This is a genomic window from Psychroserpens luteus (assembly GCF_015319355.1).
GTDB classification, from domain to species: Bacteria; Bacteroidota; Bacteroidia; order Flavobacteriales; family Flavobacteriaceae; genus Psychroserpens; species Psychroserpens luteus.
In genome coordinates, this window is the sequence record NZ_JADILU010000002.1 from 457,800 (window position 1) to 474,335 (window position 16,536).

The 16,536-nt window shown below is 30.7% G+C and carries 14 protein-coding genes; 7 read left to right on the plus strand and 7 right to left on the minus strand.

All coding sequences use genetic code 11. The features are described from left to right. Nucleotides 1-78 precede the first annotated feature (78 nt). Both hisIE and IM744_RS05625 read left to right on the plus strand, forming a co-directional pair. Entirely contained in the window at nt 79-678 is a 600-nt protein-coding gene (hisIE, locus tag IM744_RS05620; protein WP_194507126.1) for a bifunctional phosphoribosyl-AMP cyclohydrolase/phosphoribosyl-ATP diphosphatase HisIE, read from the plus strand. Nucleotides 679-825: 147 nt separating this feature from the next. Next, nucleotides 826-2,604 carry a T9SS type A sorting domain-containing protein gene (locus IM744_RS05625; RefSeq protein ID WP_194507127.1) on the plus strand — a complete coding sequence of 593 codons (1,779 nt, stop codon included), beginning with the start codon at nt 826-828 and terminating at the stop codon, nt 2,602-2,604. A 144-nt stretch (nt 2,605-2,748) separates the two neighbouring features. Here the strand turns inward: IM744_RS05625 and IM744_RS05630 are convergent, their stop codons facing one another. Beyond that, on the minus strand, nt 2,749-3,987 hold the full coding sequence (locus tag IM744_RS05630) for a S41 family peptidase (RefSeq protein WP_194507128.1): 1,239 nt from the start codon (nt 3,985-3,987) through the stop codon (nt 2,749-2,751). Between the two features lie 95 nt (nt 3,988-4,082). Further along, nucleotides 4,083-4,880 (minus strand): LytTR family transcriptional regulator DNA-binding domain-containing protein, encoded by a 798-nt coding sequence (locus IM744_RS05635; protein ID WP_317175385.1) that lies wholly within the window; start codon nt 4,878-4,880, stop codon nt 4,083-4,085. 101 nt (nt 4,881-4,981) lie between these two features. Here IM744_RS05635 and IM744_RS05640 point away from each other — a divergent pair, with 101 nt between their 5' ends. Continuing rightward, a complete protein-coding gene (locus IM744_RS05640; RefSeq protein ID WP_194507129.1) occupies nt 4,982-5,764 on the plus strand; it encodes a tRNA pseudouridine synthase A in 783 nt (260 codons plus the stop codon). Nucleotides 5,765-5,808: 44 nt separating this feature from the next. On the opposite strand, the gene IM744_RS05645 is transcribed toward IM744_RS05640, so the two are convergent. The 4 genes from IM744_RS05645 to tsaD form a co-directional block, all read right to left on the minus strand. After that, nucleotides 5,809-6,399: a hypothetical protein gene (locus IM744_RS05645; protein ID WP_194507130.1), complete on the minus strand. Its 591-nt coding sequence runs from the start codon at nt 6,397-6,399 to the stop codon at nt 5,809-5,811. Continuing rightward, nucleotides 6,400-6,726: a TfoX/Sxy family protein gene (locus tag IM744_RS05650; RefSeq protein ID WP_194507131.1), complete on the minus strand. Its 327-nt coding sequence runs from the start codon at nt 6,724-6,726 to the stop codon at nt 6,400-6,402. Beyond that, the gene (locus tag IM744_RS05655; RefSeq protein ID WP_194507132.1) at nt 6,698-7,159 is read right to left on the minus strand and encodes a hypothetical protein; all 462 of its coding nucleotides are present in this window, start codon (nt 7,157-7,159) and stop codon (nt 6,698-6,700) included. Before IM744_RS05655 ends, IM744_RS05650 begins: the two co-directional genes overlap by 29 nt. Before the next feature lie 113 nt (nt 7,160-7,272). Next, entirely contained in the window at nt 7,273-8,295 is a 1,023-nt protein-coding gene (tsaD, locus tag IM744_RS05660) for a tRNA (adenosine(37)-N6)-threonylcarbamoyltransferase complex transferase subunit TsaD (RefSeq protein ID WP_194507133.1), read from the minus strand. Between the two features lie 106 nt (nt 8,296-8,401). On the opposite strand from tsaD, the gene IM744_RS05665 reads away from it, so the two are divergent. From IM744_RS05665 to IM744_RS05680, 4 genes are all read left to right on the plus strand, one after another. Further along, nucleotides 8,402-12,802 carry a translocation/assembly module TamB domain-containing protein gene (locus tag IM744_RS05665; protein WP_241738289.1) on the plus strand — a complete coding sequence of 1,467 codons (4,401 nt, stop codon included), beginning with the start codon at nt 8,402-8,404 and terminating at the stop codon, nt 12,800-12,802. 138 nt (nt 12,803-12,940) lie between these two features. Then, nucleotides 12,941-13,927, plus strand: a complete 987-nt coding sequence (gene pfkA, locus IM744_RS05670; RefSeq protein ID WP_194507134.1) for a 6-phosphofructokinase — start codon at nt 12,941-12,943, stop codon at nt 13,925-13,927. A 36-nt stretch (nt 13,928-13,963) separates the two neighbouring features. Next, entirely contained in the window at nt 13,964-14,965 is a 1,002-nt protein-coding gene (gene gap / locus IM744_RS05675; RefSeq protein ID WP_194507136.1) for a type I glyceraldehyde-3-phosphate dehydrogenase, read from the plus strand. A gap of 69 nt (nt 14,966-15,034) precedes the next feature. Next, nucleotides 15,035-15,895 (plus strand): BadF/BadG/BcrA/BcrD ATPase family protein, encoded by an 861-nt coding sequence (locus tag IM744_RS05680; protein WP_194507137.1) that lies wholly within the window; start codon nt 15,035-15,037, stop codon nt 15,893-15,895. A 102-nt stretch (nt 15,896-15,997) separates the two neighbouring features. Here the strand turns inward: IM744_RS05680 and IM744_RS05685 are convergent, their stop codons facing one another. After that, nucleotides 15,998-16,420, minus strand: a complete 423-nt coding sequence (locus IM744_RS05685) for a hypothetical protein (protein WP_194507138.1) — start codon at nt 16,418-16,420, stop codon at nt 15,998-16,000. Nucleotides 16,421-16,536: the final 116 nt, after the last annotated feature.

Here is a 16,536-nt window from a genome sequence, read left to right on the forward strand (position 1 = left end):
ATAATGTCATTCAGAACGAAGTGATGAATCTTTAAATGAGATTCTTCGTTTCACTCAGAATGACAATACTAAATGATTATGAATATAGATTACGCAAAAAATAACGGACTCGTGCCAGCAATTATTCAAGATGCAACAACCAATAAAGTATTGATGTTAGGTTATATGAATGAAGAGGCTGTAAAGAAAACAGTAGAAACAAACTTGGTGACCTTTTTTAGTAGAACAAAACAACGTTTATGGACCAAAGGTGAAGAAAGCGGTAATGTACTTAATCTTGTTGGAATCAAATTAGATTGTGATAGTGATACACTTTTAGTGAAAGTAAATCCTAAAGGTCCAACTTGTCATAAAGGTTCTGATACATGTTGGAATGAAGACAATACGCAAAGCTTTGGTTTTCTTTCAGAATTAGAAAGTGTTATTGACGATAGAAAAAATAATGCTACAGAAGAAACATCATATGTAGCTTCATTATTTGCAAAAGGTATTAATAAGATTGCACAAAAAGTGGGAGAGGAGGCTGTTGAAGTTGTTATTGAAGCTAAAGATAATGATGATACATTGTTTTTAGATGAAAGTGCAGATTTACTATTTCACTACTTAATACTGCTTCAGGCAAAAGGATTTAAATTGAGTAATGTTGTGGATGTTTTAATTAAAAGAGAGGCTAAATGAAAAATAACGTCTTTTAATCGTTGAAATATGTATTTGGTCGATTAAATTTTTTTTTAACCGAAAAAAAATAATTAATTCTTGGCTTTTTGCATGTTTTTATAAGTTTGCTGGTATAAATGTTTAAATAAAAATTATAACCCCAAACTTATGAAAAACTTAAAACCGACTTTCACCTTATTATTTATTATGTGCATTTTTAATTTTTCAAAAGCACAAGAGAAATCTGGATTAGATATCCAACAACAAAACCAATCTGAAGTTTCAGGTATGATTGAGTCAAATCAAAATGCAGATAACAAACTTCAAAATTCTTCAGACGAAGAAGAATTGTCGAGAGGAACATTATCTGTTTCTTATACTTATAACGGTACTTGGTCACCAAGTAGTCCAATAGGTGTTGCAACTTCAATTGACACTATAACTTTAGAATCGGGAACTGTTTCTATAACCGCTGATACAGTTTGTGATAATTTTATTGTAAATGCTGGTGCTGGAGTAATAATTGATGCAGGTGTCACTTTAACTACAGCAGTGATAGATTTAAATTCAACATCTCAAGAATTTTCTAGTTTAATATCAAATGGAACAATCGTTGGTATTGTAAATTACCATAGATATACATCACAAATAGGAACAAATGATTTAATTTCCTCTCCTCTTTCAAATCAGAATTTTGGATCATTTGCTACTGCAAACGATGGTGTATTAGCTGCTTCAGGAGCAGTAAGAGCTTTTGCTCCTTATAATACTTTTGCTGGTGCTTACCAAAATTACAATACTGTTGCTCATGACGTAACACCTATTGAAGCAGGAATAGGTTACCGAGCAGCAACAGTTCTTGGAGGTACATTAACATTTACAGGAGATGTAAGAAGTGACGATGTATTAGATGTGCCAATTTCAGATGCTGTAGCTGGTGGTGCTTGGAATTTAATTGGTAATCCATACACAGCTTATATCGATTTTGAAGATTTCTTTATGTTGAATAAAGCACAATTAGCAGATGATTCATTTCAAGCCATTTATGGTTATAATGGAAATCCTTCTGATGAATGGACCTGTTTGAATCAAGCAACAATTGATGCTCCAGCTGGAACAAAGGCAATTGCACCAGGTCAAGCTTTCTTTGTGAAAGCAAAAGCAGGTGGTGGACTTATTGATTTTACTACTTCAATGCGTTGTGTAGAGACGTCAGATGATTTTATTGCTGGAAGAACTACAACAACATCTCCTCATTATGGATATGTAAAATTAGGATTGAATTCTGTTAGTTCTAACTTTAGTACAGACTTTTATTTTAATACTAACACTACACAAGGTTTTGATTCAGGATATGACTCAGCGTTATACAGTCAAAATCCACCAGCATTTTCAATCTATTCTAATTTAATTGAAAACAATACTGGAATTCCATTAGGTATTCAAGCATCTAATCCTGATAACCTAAATACTGTAGCAGTGCCTTTAGGTGTCAATGCTAATCAAGGAGAGGAAGTTACAATTAGTATTATTGCAAGTGATATGTTAGATACTGTGGATGTTTATTTACAAGATAAAGCTAATAATACTTTTACGCTATTAACAAATAGTGACTATGTTTTTACTCCTAGTACTAATCTATCAGGTATAGGTCGCTTTTTTCTTAGATTTTCTGCAGAAACACTAAATACAACTGAATCAGTTTTAGAGACTTTAGATATATACTCAAATAATAATGAAGATACTATTGTTGTTTCTGGTCAATTACAAAGTGATACAAAAGCAAAATTATTTGACATAAACGGTCGCATGGTTTTAACAAATAGTTTAAGTGCTAATAACACGAAGAATACTATTGATGTGAGTCACTTAAGTGCAGGTATCTATGTAGTAGAATTGAATAATGGTACAAACGAAAGACAAGTACAAAAATTAGTAATAAGATAATCAATAAGACAATAATATATGTAGAAAAAAATACTCATATAAATATTATACAAAAAAATAAGCCATCACAATCGTGATGGCTTTTCTAATGATGAATAAATAGAAAGTTTAATCGTGCATTAGAACACTTAAACTTTTATTGTCTTATTGATTATCTTTTGTGATAATTTCTAAAGTTTGCTCTATCCAATCTCTATCAAAATCTAAATGAATTTCTGGGGATACACCTTTACCTTCATATTCAAAGTATTTGTGAAAGTTCATATCTGTTGGTAATATTCTAAAATGACCTGAAGGAGTATCATAACTTCTTCCATAATTAAGTCCATAGGAGATCACTCCAAAAGTACTTTGACCTAAGTGTTTTGAGTTTTTTAAGTTTTTAAGTTTTACTGTAAATTGTTCGCCATTACTTCCTGTAAAACAATTAGTTAAAATATATACATTTTTGTTTTTTAAGAGTTTTAAAAATGGGTCTGAGAATTTTTTATTTCCACCACTGTTACTTCTAAGATCCACGATAATATTTGTAGCAGTCATTTTATTTTCAACATCTTTTAGGAATTGTTGATGTGCCTCTTTCTTGCTATTACTAAAATTGCCAAAATATAAATATTGAGTATCGTTATTGATTTGCTTAAAATCTAATTGAGGTAAGCTTTTGTCGCGAAATTCATTGTTATAGTTGTTGCCTACTTTTTTGTAGCTCCATATTCTACCATTTTCAAAAGAAAAACTCTTTGCCAAACTTGGTGTTCTTGTTGTAGCATTATAGTTGTATACGTCATATTTGTTACCAGAAGTATATGTGGCATAAAATCTAATTTCTCCAGGTTCCCATTGGTTTAAATTACTTTGTAAGACGACGCCAATTAAGTCTTTTTTGTTTTCAGCATAATAGATTCCAATTTTTTGTTCATCTATAGAGTAATCATATATTCCTTCTAAGTCATTGGATGGTTTTTTAGATAAATCCTTTTCTAATTCTTTAAGATTACGAGTCGTTCTAGGGTGGTTTTTAAAACGATTTGAAGCTCTAAACATTGCTAGTTTATCTTCATCTTTTAAATCTTCTTTAGTCAAATAGACATCGTTCATACTAATTGATGCATGTGCATCATTAATTAATGACATTTGCTCTAGTAACATTTTATAGCAATCTTCAACTAAAATAGGTTGTTCCATTTTTGCTGAAAGCGTAGTATATAAATTTTCAAATAGGTTCTTTTTATCACCTTTTATTTGCTTTTTGTAAGAAGGCATTTTTTGTAGTTTTTCAACAACAAAGTCTAAATCGGTTTTGCAGTCGCAGGTTTGTGATTGTGAAAAAATAGAAGTGATTGTGAATAGAGATACAATGCTAAATAGTAATAGATTTTTCATTATTAATGTTTTTGTGTGATTAAACTTTCTGAAACAAAGATATTTCAGAAATCACTTGTAATCCAATAATAATGGGTGTTTGGGGTGAAATGTATCTATTCTGTGGTAGAATGAAGTTGTGTTTTTACCTGTTCTAAGTAAGTTTTTGAAATTGGAACTTCAATGTCTTGAGCAAGTGATAATAAATGTTTTCCTTTTTCGGTTTTCCACGATTTAAAATGAAATGGATTGATAATAAAGCTACGATGTGTTCTTAATAATTCGGGAAAAGAATCTGCTACTTTTGAAAGCGTATTTCTAATCAAACTTTTTTTAAGCACATTTCCGTCGAGATAAAAAACTTCCACATAATTATCTGACGATTGGATGGAGATCAAATCATTCAGTAATAATCGCAAACTTTCATAATTACCTTCGCCTTGAATTTCAATTTTTTGATCCTCAATTTTCTTGTCTTTATATTTTCCGAAGGCAAAGCGACCAATAATTATAATTGGTAAAATCGTTAGAATTGCTGGTAATAATATGGATTTGACGTGATAAAATAAATCATAACGATTGGGATGCCAATTAACAATAATGAATAAGTAGTACAATCTTAGTACAAAAAGAGAAAGGAGGCAAAAAACGCATAAAAGCACTATTTCATTGCCCAAAGTCCACTGAGAGGACTTTCTTTTTAATAACCAATTCTGAAATGGTAAAACTATAACATATAATAAAGCACCAATAAAGCCATAGCCAGGTAGGTAAATGAGTTTTTCTGTAGCGTCAAAATCGCTAACATCCAATGGCTCTGTAAAATATAAAAACATAAAAATCCAAACAACGAGCCCAATTGCAATAAGCAAATGATGTTTTATTGATGGATCAAAAGGATACTTTTTGTGCACTCTCTAATTTTATGCTTAAAAATAAAACTTCAATCTAGAATGACCAACAACAAAGCTTATAAAAATTTTGTAAAAACTCATAAATTAGCGTTCTTGCTTCTATGTTTAATAAACGTTACTATTATTTAATTAAGATTCAATATTTAGGGTACCGTTTTCATGGTTGGCAAAAGCAACCTAAGTTGAAAACGGTTCATTTAATGATTGATAGAACTTTTAATTTTATTCTTGATGGGAAACCATTTAAGACCTTAGGTTCTGGTCGTACAGATGCTATGGTGTCTGCAAACGAAACTGCTTTTGAGTTGTTTATTTATGAAAAAATTGAAGATGAAACTGCTTTTCTAGCATTGTTTAATCATAATCTTCCACAGGATTTACGCGCTTTAGCGATTGAGGAAGTTGATGCAGAGTTTAATATCATTCAAAATTCTAAAATCAAGGAGTACGTTTATCTTTTTACCTTCGGAAATAAATGCCATCCTTTTTGTGCTCCACTAATGACAACGATTCTTGATGATTTAGATATTGAAATCATGAAGCAAGGAGCTCAACTATTTGAAGGGACTCACAATTTTAAACCTTATTGCTTTAGAGCTACAGATCAAGGCTTGTATAGGAGAACAATTGAAAGTTGTGAACTTACAGAAAACACCCTATTTACAGCCAATTTTTTTCCGAAGAAAACATACACACTTATTATTAAAGGTAAAGGTTTTGGTCGTAATCAAATTAGACTCATGATGGGAACTCTCATAAAATTGGGTAGAGGAGAAGTAGACTTGACTTATATTGAAAACTCACTTAAACCTGAAAGTACAGATGTTATGGATTTTGTAGCTCCAGCGTCTGGATTGATTTTAAACTCAGTTGAGTTTGAGTAAGTTTATTTTATATTAGAGCTGTGTGTGATTATTTTTATGGTAAGCTATTCTAGCTTTTTATTTTTAAAAATCGCCCAACTTACAAATACCAGTGCGCTAAATAATACAGATTTTTCTATTATGTATGATACAATAATGATTAATATATCTGTATTAAACTGTGATTCTCCCATGAAGACATCTCTGTGATATGATGCAGTAATGATCACAAATTTTTCAAATATTGATCCTGAAAAAAGAGAAACAATTAATACTAAAAAAGTGATAAGAGCAACATAACGCATTTTAGTCGCTATTTTTTTCAACCAAAACAATTGAAGTAACGCACAAAAAACAAGAGGACGTAAAAGCATCATCCAATAAGCCCAAGCATAGGGACCAACTGCTCTTCCTTCAAAGAATTCAAATTCTTTAGAAGTATAATAGATACATAATGAAATAGCATAAATCACAAAATAGAAGATTGCTAAGTTTTTAGCGACTAGAACAGTATAGTTGATAAATGTTCGTAATTCTCTCTTTTTATAGAATATATAGATCAATAACGCTAATAAAGTCACTATGCAAAAACCAAAGAACAGTCCTTCTAAATAATCGCAAAGTGCTCTAATAATTTTATAAGTTTGTGTATCCATTTACAATTTGCTTTTAGCATGTTGAAGACCTAACTCGATGTAATGTAATAGTTCAGTTTCGGTTTTAACACCATCTTGAGAGACATAAACGAACTCTTTTATTGGTCGTTTAGTAAAATCCATTGGTCTTACTGAATCTTTATCTAATTCTACTTCAATTTTATCTGAAACGATTCTCACCATTAAATTTTCTTTCATAACACCAACTGTCATTTTGCCTTTGTGCAGAAAACTGACACCTCCAAACATTTTCTTTTCAGTAAAATCATCAGGAAAGAATCTCAGTTGTTCTCTAATTCTATTTGCGAGTTGTTCGTTGAATGCCATGTTTGAAGATATCAAGAATTATATTAATGAGAAATATGAGTTGGGCAATTAAGAACACAAAAAATGTAATAGCAATATAAGTCAGTTCATTTGTAGTAACATCAAATAATGGAAAATCTTGATTTTCAGAATTTGCATAGTATAATTTGATAACAGCTATTAATATTATACATGTTGATGATAAATACTTATGGATATTAGACGATAATTTATTTAGTTTTATTGACCAATAATTGAATAGAAAATAAATATTACCAATGACAAAAAGGTAAGATGCTAATAATAACAATAAATCAGCATACGAGATAACAAAATAAGTGTCATGAATATTGATGTCTAAAGCAAGTTCACTTTTATAATAAAAAAATGACCACAGAATTGTTATTGGAATCAATGACATCCAAAACCAATGATAAATCTTTAACTTTTGCATTTAATAATTGTTATCATTTGTAATTTTTAAACTTGAGTAAGCTTTGTGACTCTGCGCCTTTGCGAGAATAAAGAGTCCGAGTAAGAACTGAAAACTGAGATTGCAAACTAACCTTATATCTTCAACCTCGAAGAAGCCATCACATTCTGCTCTGCATAATCACCTTCTAAAAACTTTAAATGCCCAACTATAGCAATCATCGCAGCATTATCTGTTGTGTATTCAAATTTAGGAACATAAGTCGTCCAACCAAACTTGCTTTCACCATCTTTTAATGCTTGTCTAATTCCTGTATTTGCCGAAACGCCTCCACCAATTGCAATATGTTTAATGCCAGTTTGTTTTGTTGCTAATTTCAACTTATCAATTAAAATCCCAATAATCGTATATTGAATAGAAGCACAAATGTCATTTAAGTTCTCTTTAATAAAATCTGGATTTGCTTTTACTTGTTTCTGTACAAAATATAATATTTGAGTTTTCAATCCAGAGAAACTAAACTTCAATCCGCCTACTTTAGGTTTTGTAAATGCAAACGCTTTTGGATTTCCAAGTTTTGCTCTTCTATCAATTTCGGGTCCTGCAGGATAGCCTAAACCAAGAAGTTTTCCACTTTTATCAAAAGCTTCACCAACAGCATCATCCATGGTTTCTCCAATAACTTCCATATTAAAATAAGAATTGACTCTTACAATTTGTGTATGACCACCAGAAATAGTCATTGCTAAAAAAGGAAAAGGTGGTTTTTTAAAATCATCCTCCTCAATAAAATGAGCTAGAATATGTGCTTGCATATGATTCACATCAATCAACGGGATATTTAATCCAAAAGCTAACGACTTTGCAAATGAAGTACCAACCAATAACGATCCCATTAAACCTGGACCTCTAGTAAATGCAATTGCACTCAATTGTGATTTATTGATATTCGCTTTTTTAAGTGCTTGATCCACAACAGGAACGATGTTTTGTTGATGTGCTCTAGAGGCTAACTCAGGAACAACTCCACCATACTCTTCATGTATTTTTTGGCTAGCCACAATGTTGCTTAATATTTTACCGTTACACATGACTGATGCAGCAGTATCATCACAGGATGACTCAATAGCAAGAATATATATATTTTGTGAGGTCATTAATATAAATTAGGCACAATAATTGTTAATTTTGAGGTCAAAGTTATAACTTTCAAGTCGTATCAAAAAATTTCTAAAAATAGTATCAAAGATATTAGCAATTATTTTGCTATTGTTCATCATTTTGGTGCTGATACTTTCTATTCCTGCAGTACAAACCAGTTTAGGGAAATATGTGACTAAGCGTATCAATGATGATTACGGAACAAATATCAACATAAACAAAGTAGGACTTCAATTTAATGGTGATGTTGAACTCAAAGAAATCTATATAGAAGATTATAAAAAAGATACATTGATTGCAATTGGAGAATTAAATACTTCAATTCTCAACTATGGGAATATCATAGATGGCACTCTAAATTTTGGCGATGTTGACATTATGAATTTGACCTTCAATGTTAAAACTTATAAAGGCGAGTCTGATACAAATCTAGATGTTTTTGTAGCTAGATTTGACGAAGACAACCCACGACCAGAGAAGAGTACGTTTCTATTATCTTCAAGTGACGTTTCTATTTATGATGGTACGTTTAGGCTTATAGACGAAAACAAAGAGATTCAAAAAGTATTAGAATTTTATGACTTAAATATTAATGCTACAAACTTTGTAATTGCAGGAAGTAATGTCAATACTCGTATTAATACGCTTAATTTTAAGGATAGTCGTGGTGCATATGTGAAAAATTTGGTAACCGATTTTGAGTACACTTTAGAGCACATGACTTTTGATAATTTAAGTGTTAAAACCGAAAAATCTAATCTCCTCGGAAATTTGCGTTTTGACTATAATCGTGAAGATTTTAAAGATTTTGAAGATAAAGTTAAAGTGACTGCAAATTTTAAAGACTCTGAAGTTTATCTAAATGATCTTAATACTTTTTATAACGAATTTGGAAATAACCAAATAGCAAAACTAGATGTAGAACTTTCTGGAACATTAAATGATTTAACTGCAAAAAACTTAAAGCTTAATGCAAGTGGTAGAAGTAAAATTTATGGAGATATTACTTTTAAAAATTTGTTGAGTAAAGAAGTGGGTGACTTTTCAATGAATGGTAGATTTGATAATCTATCTTCTAACTATTATGATTTAAAAGCCTTATTACCAAATATTCTTGGTGAATCTATTCCATCAGTATTTTCAAAGCTTGGAGATTTCAGAATCGTAGGAACCTCATATATTACAGATACTACAGTTGATGCAGATATTAATATTTATACAGATTTAGGTTTAATTGTGTCAAACATGAAAATGACACATGTAGATGATATTGATAATGCAAGTTATGTTGGTAATGTTGTTTTTGATGAGTTTATATTAGGAGAATTACTCAATGATCCAAAAGTAAAAACAACATCTTTTAACTTAGATGTTGATGGTAAAGGATTTACGCTTAATAATTTGAGTACTCAAGTTAAAGGACAAGTATTTCATATTGAGTATAATGATTATAATTATGAAGATATTGAAGTTTCTGGAAAATTAGGAAATCAAATTTTTAACGGACTTCTAGAATCTAAGGACAAAAACTTTAAATTTAAATTTGATGGTTTGGCAGATTTATCAAAAGACATCAAAGCATTTGACTTTAATGCTAATGTAGAGTATGCCAATTTAAGAGCACTTAATTTTATTACAAAAGATAGTATTTCGGTATTTAGAGGAAAAGTAACCACTTCAATGAAAGGGTCTACTATTGATGATGCTTTTGGAACATTAAATTTTGAAAACACGACTTATGTTAATGAAAATGATGAGTACTTTTTTAAGGATTTTAAAATAGAATCAAAATTTGATAACAGTAAACGTATTCTAACAATTAACTCACCAGATATCATTGAAGGTATGATGAGTGGTGATTTTAAATTTGCAGATATTGGTAAACTTGTGGAAAATTCCGTAGGAAGTATTTATACCAATTTTATACCAAATAAGATAGAAACAGATCAATATTTAGAATTCGATTTTAAAATATATAATAAAATTGTAGAAGTTTTTTATCACGATTTAGAACTTGGACCAAACACAACAGTAAAGGGACGAATTGAAACCGATGAGAAACAATTTAACCTTACATTTAAATCACCTAAAATAAAATTATTAGATTATTTTGCTAATGATATTTCAGTTTTAATAGATAATAGTAATCCTTTATTTAACACTTATGTTGAAATTGATACACTGAGTACAAAGTATTATGATGTGTCTAAATTCAGTTTAATTAATGTAACCCAACGTGATACTTTATTTATTAGATCTGAATTTAAAGGAGGTAAGCAAAATGTTGATGATTTTAATCTTAGTATGTTTTATACTATTGATGAAAGTAATCAATCTGTTATTGGTTTTAGAAAATCTGAAGTTGTATTTAAAAATAACAAATGGGTTATTAACGAAGATAAAAACAAACTCAATAAAATAGCATTTACACGAGATTTTAAAAACTTTGATATTAGTGAAATGGTCATGAACCATTTTGATGAACGCATAGAACTTTCAGGACAAATTACAGGTGATAACTATAAAGATTTAAAACTAGACTTTACAGATGTTGATCTTAAAAAGATAACACCAAGAATTGATAGTCTGTCACTAGAAGGTCGCGTTAATGGTAAATTAGATATTCTACAAAAAGATGGTGTGTATTTACCTGTTTCTGATGTGGTTATTAGTGATTTAAAAGCTAATGATTTTGAATTAGGAGAGCTTAGTGCTCGTGTTAGAGGAAATAATTCTCTAACCAATTACACTGTTGATGTCACACTTAAAAATGACAATCTCAAATCTTTAGACGCTAAAGGTTTAATCGATGTAGAAGGGAATGCTATTGATTTGGATGTTAATTTTGAAGAATTTTTATTAGACCCTCTTAACCCATTTGGTCAAGGCGTTATAACTAATATTAGAGGTCTAGTAACTGGTAAAGCGAAAGTAACAGGTAAGTTAGATGACCCTCAATTTAATGGAGATTTATTATTAGATAACGCAGGTTTAACAATACCATATCTTAACGTAGATTATAGTTTTGATTTTGATTCTCAAGTTAAATTAGAATCACAACGATTTATTTTTCAGGAGGTAGAAATTACAGATTCTGAGTATTTTTCAAAAGCGATTCTTAATGGATACATTGCGCATCATAATTTCTCAGACTGGAAATTAGGTTTGGAGATTGAGACAGACCGTTTGTTAGTATTAAATACAGATTTTGATGAAGAGGAATTATATTATGGTACTGCATTTGTTAACGGAAAAGCAGATATCTCTGGTCCAACAGATAACCTGAAAATAGAATTTAATGGTAGTACAGCTCAAGGTACAGTTTTCAAAATACCATTAAGTGATTTAGAAAGTTATGGTGATAACTCATACATCCACTTTTTAAGTCCTGAAGAAAAAGAAGCACGTTCAAGAGGAGAAGTTATAAATAATACCGAAGTCAAAGGATTAGAATTAGAATTCAATTTGTTTGTTAATCCTTATGCAGATATTGAAATTGTAATAGATAAAAACTCAGGTAGTACCATTCAAGGAAAAGGAAACGGAAACTTACTATTTGATATTAATACCAACGGAAAATTTCAAATGTTTGGAGACTTTCAAATTGTAGAAGGGACTTATAATTTTGCTTATGGTGGCTTAATACAAAAAAAATTGACTGTACAACCAAACGGTTATATTCGTTGGGAAGGAGATCCATTAAAGGCTCAAGTTGGTTTAACAGCGGTTTATGCAACTAGAGCTAATCCATCAGTATTACTAGATGCACCAATTAATAGGAGTATAGATGTTGAAGTAGAAATCAATCTTTCTGGACAATTAGAACAACCAGATCCAGATTTTACATTTAATTTCCCCAACGTAGATACCACTATTAAATCTGAGTTAGATTATAGATTAGAAACCAAAGAGAGTAGAGAAAACCAAGCACTGTTTTTATTGTCTACTGGTTCTTTTGCAAGTGAAGTAAGTTTAGGTCAACAAGCTTATGGTACAATCTCAGATCGAGTTAATTCTTTATTTAATAGTTTCCTAACCGATGATGACGGTAAACTCCAAGTAAACTTTAATTATGAAGCAGGAGCTGTAACTACAGATTATCAAACCGATGACAGGCTAGGTCTTACATTAAGTACAAAGATTAGTGACCGTGTTCTTATAAACGGTAAAGTAGGTGTCCCGATTGGAGGAGTTAATCAAACCGTAATTGCAGGTGATGTTCAAATTGATGTACTATTAAATGATGATGGTACATTAAAAGCAACGTTTTTTAATAGAGAAAATAGCATTAGAAATTTTGGTGAAGAAATTGGTTACACTCAAGGGGCAGGTCTAGCTTACAATGTAGAGTTTGATACTTTCAAAGAATTTTTACAAATTATCTTTTCAGGAAAAAATAAAAAGAAAGACAAACCAAAAGAAGATAAAAAGAAAGAAAACGGGGAGAAACTCACTCCAGATTTCATAAAATTCACAACAGAAAAAGATTCAAAAAGCAATTAATTGCATCGTTTTTTAACAATTTTAATAATACTTATTAACGAAAACGTTTGAATTATTGTAGTACTGTTAAATAAAGTTCAATTCCATTTATATTGTAGTTTTTGTTTACTAGTTTTACTCTATCTAAAGTAAACTATAATGCTACATACCATAAAAAAAATAGGCGTTTTTACCTCTGGAGGAGATTCTCCTGGGATGAATGCTGCTATCCGTTCAGTTGTTAGATCTTGCGCTTTTCATGATATTGAATGCGTTGGGATTTACCGAGGTTATGAAGGTATGATTGAAGGTGATTTTAAGTCTATGAATGCACGTAGTGTAAAAGGCATCATCAATAAAGGAGGAACGGTTTTAAAATCAGCACGTTCTAAAGAATTTAGAACAGCAGAAGGTCGTAAAAAAGCATATGACAAGCTAGTTGAAGCTGGTATTGATGCTTTTGTAGTGATAGGTGGTGATGGTAGTTTTACTGGAGCTATGATTTTTAGTCAAGAATACGGGATACCTGTTATGGGAATTCCTGGTACAATTGATAACGATATCTTTGGAACCTCACATACATTAGGTTATGATACCGCTTTAAATACTGTGGTTGAAGCCATCGATAAAATTAGAGATACAGCAAGTTCACATAATAGATTATTCTTTATTGAAGTTATGGGTCGTGATGTTGGACACATTGCATTAAATGTTGGTATTGGAGCAGGAGCTGAAGAAATACTAATACCAGAAGAAGATTTAGGATTAGATCGTTTGGTAGAATCATTACGTCGTAGTAAACAATCTGGAAAATCGTCAAGTATCGTAGTTGTCGCTGAAGGTGATAAAATTGGAAAAAGCGTATTTGAGTTGAAAGATTATGTAGATGCAAATATGTCAGAATATGAAGTAAGAGTATCTGTGTTAGGTCACATGCAACGTGGAGGATCGCCTTCTTGTTTTGACCGTGTTTTAGCAAGTAGGATGGGAGTGAAAGCTGTAGAAAGTTTAATAACCGGAAAATCGAATTACATGGTAGGATTAAAAAATGATGTGATGGCATTAACGCCTTTGGATCAAGCTGTAAAAGGTAAATCAAAAATAAACTTAGAATTATTACGTGTATCAGACATCATGTCTATATAAGTAGTTCAAATAAAAATTAATATAACAATAGAGAAAATGTCAAATTTAAAATTAGGAATTAACGGTTTTGGTAGAATAGGTAGAATCGTATTTAGAGCAACAGTAAAGCGTGATGATGTAGATGTCGTTGCAATTAACGATTTGCTAGAAGTAGAACATCTAGCATACTTATTAAAATATGATTCAGTTCATGGAAACTTTGACGGAACCGTAGAAGTTAAAGATGGTCATTTAGTAGTTGATGGTAAAACAGTAAGAGTTACAGCAGAAAGAGATCCTAAAAACTTAAAATGGGATGAAGTTGGAGTAGATGTTGTAGCTGAGTGTACTGGTATATTCACATCATTAGAAACAGCAGATTATCATATTCAAGCAGGAGCAAAGAAAGTTGTAATTTCTGCACCTAGTAAAGATGTGCCAATGTTTGTAATGGGAGTAAATGATAACGAATTAACAAGTGATCACTCTATTGTTTCTAATGCTTCATGTACAACAAACTGTTTAGCTCCAATTGCAAAAGTAATTAATGATAACTTCGGAATTGAAGAAGCATTAATGACTACAATTCATGCAAGTACTGCAACGCAATTAACTGTTGATGGACCATCAAAAAAGAATTATAGAATGGGACGTTCAGCTTTATTGAATATCATACCATCTTCAACAGGAGCAGCTGTAGCTGTAGGTAAAGTAATTCCAGAATTAAACGGGAAATTAACAGGTATGGCATTTCGTGTACCAACTGCTGATGTCTCTGTAGTAGATTTAACAGTAAGAACAACTAAAGACACATCATTAGCAGAAATCAAAGCAGCTTTCAAAAAAGCTTCTGAAGGTTCTATGAAAGGTGTTTTAGGATATACAGAAGATGCTGTAGTATCTCAAGATTTTGTAAGTGATGCTCGCACAAGTATTTTTGATGCAGATGCTTGTATTGAGTTAAACTCAAAGTTTTTCAAGCTTGTATCTTGGTATGATAACGAGTTTGGATATTCAAACAAATTAGTAGATTTAGCTCAAAAGGTTAATTCTTTATAATGTAACATTCATTTTAAATCTGTAGTTATATCTATATATAGCTACAGATTTATTTTTTATTCATAACTCATGATTTTAATTACAGATGGTGGTTCTACAAAATGCGATTGGATTGTTGTAGATAATAATGGAAAGCAACTTCAGGAAAAAATTCGTACAAAAGGACTCAATCCAGCTATTTTAAAAGAAAAGAAATTAAAAAAAATCATCAAAAAAAGTGATGAACTCATGAAGTTTAGCGACCAAGTGACACATGTTTTTTTCTATGGTGCTGGTTGTGGTACTGCAAATCCAAAGGCTATACTTACTGAAATTTTAGAATCTATTTTTATCAATGCAGAAATAGAAGTTCAAGAAGATACAATGGCTGCTGTTAGAGCAACAATAAATCGCGATGATGAAGCTGCTGTAGTTTGTATTATGGGAACTGGATCTAATTGTAGTTATTTTGATGGGAAACGATTACAACAACGTGTGATTTCATTGGGTTATACACTTATGGATGACGCTTCTGGTAATTACTACGGAAAAGAACTAATTAGAGATTATTATTATAAAAAAATGCCAGAAGATATTAAAGTGGCATTTGAGCATAAATATAATTTAGAAGCAGATTACATAAAGTATAATTTATATAAGCAGCCAAATCCCAATGCTTATCTCGCTAATTTTGCTGAGTTTATGTTTTTAAATAAAGATTCTAAATATATAAAAGAGCTTATTAAAGATGGTTTAAAACGATTTGTTACAAATATGATATTTCAGTATAAAGAAGAAATCAAAATTGTTCCTGTACATTTTGCTGGATCAATTGCATTTTATGCCGAAACAGAAATTAGAGAAGTCGCAGATGAATTAGGGTTCATAGTTGGTAATTTTGAAAGACGACCAATTGAAGGTCTAGTAGAATATCATACAAAAAGTTTATAATTTTTTTTTAAATATAATTATCTCAACTTTTTAAAAATCTTATTAAAAAAGGCATTAGAAAAATCTAATGCCTTTTTTGGATAAAATTGGTTGGTTAAATAATTATTTTATCCATGTTTTTGATATCGATGATTTTGAAAACCATACTAATAATGCACAAACTACAATAATCATAATAGGCATTACTTTACTAGCCTCTTCAATTTCTATCATTATATAGACTTGTTGAATGGTTGCTGTAATAAATGAAACTATAAAAAGAATATAAGCCCATTTTTTTCTAATTAAAAGCGCTAGACATCCTAAAGCTCCTGCAAAAACTGCTATTGCAAATAAAGCAGTGTACCATGCAGGATGTTCATAGAGATACTCGGCTTGTTGCTCTTTTGGTAAATCTGCAATCATTTCATTAGTCATGAAAGCTTGTGCTAAATATGCCATAACACCTAGAGCGTTCCACAGTAAAGCTATTACTGCTACTATCCAATACCATACTGGTGGCTTAGTGTTTGATAAATCAGTCATTTTTATTGGTTTTAGTTAGTTATAGCAACTAATTTAAATATTATTATTCTATAAAATAAAAAAACTCAACTTAGTTTTATATAAACGATATAAAACTAAGTTGAGCTTAACACTTA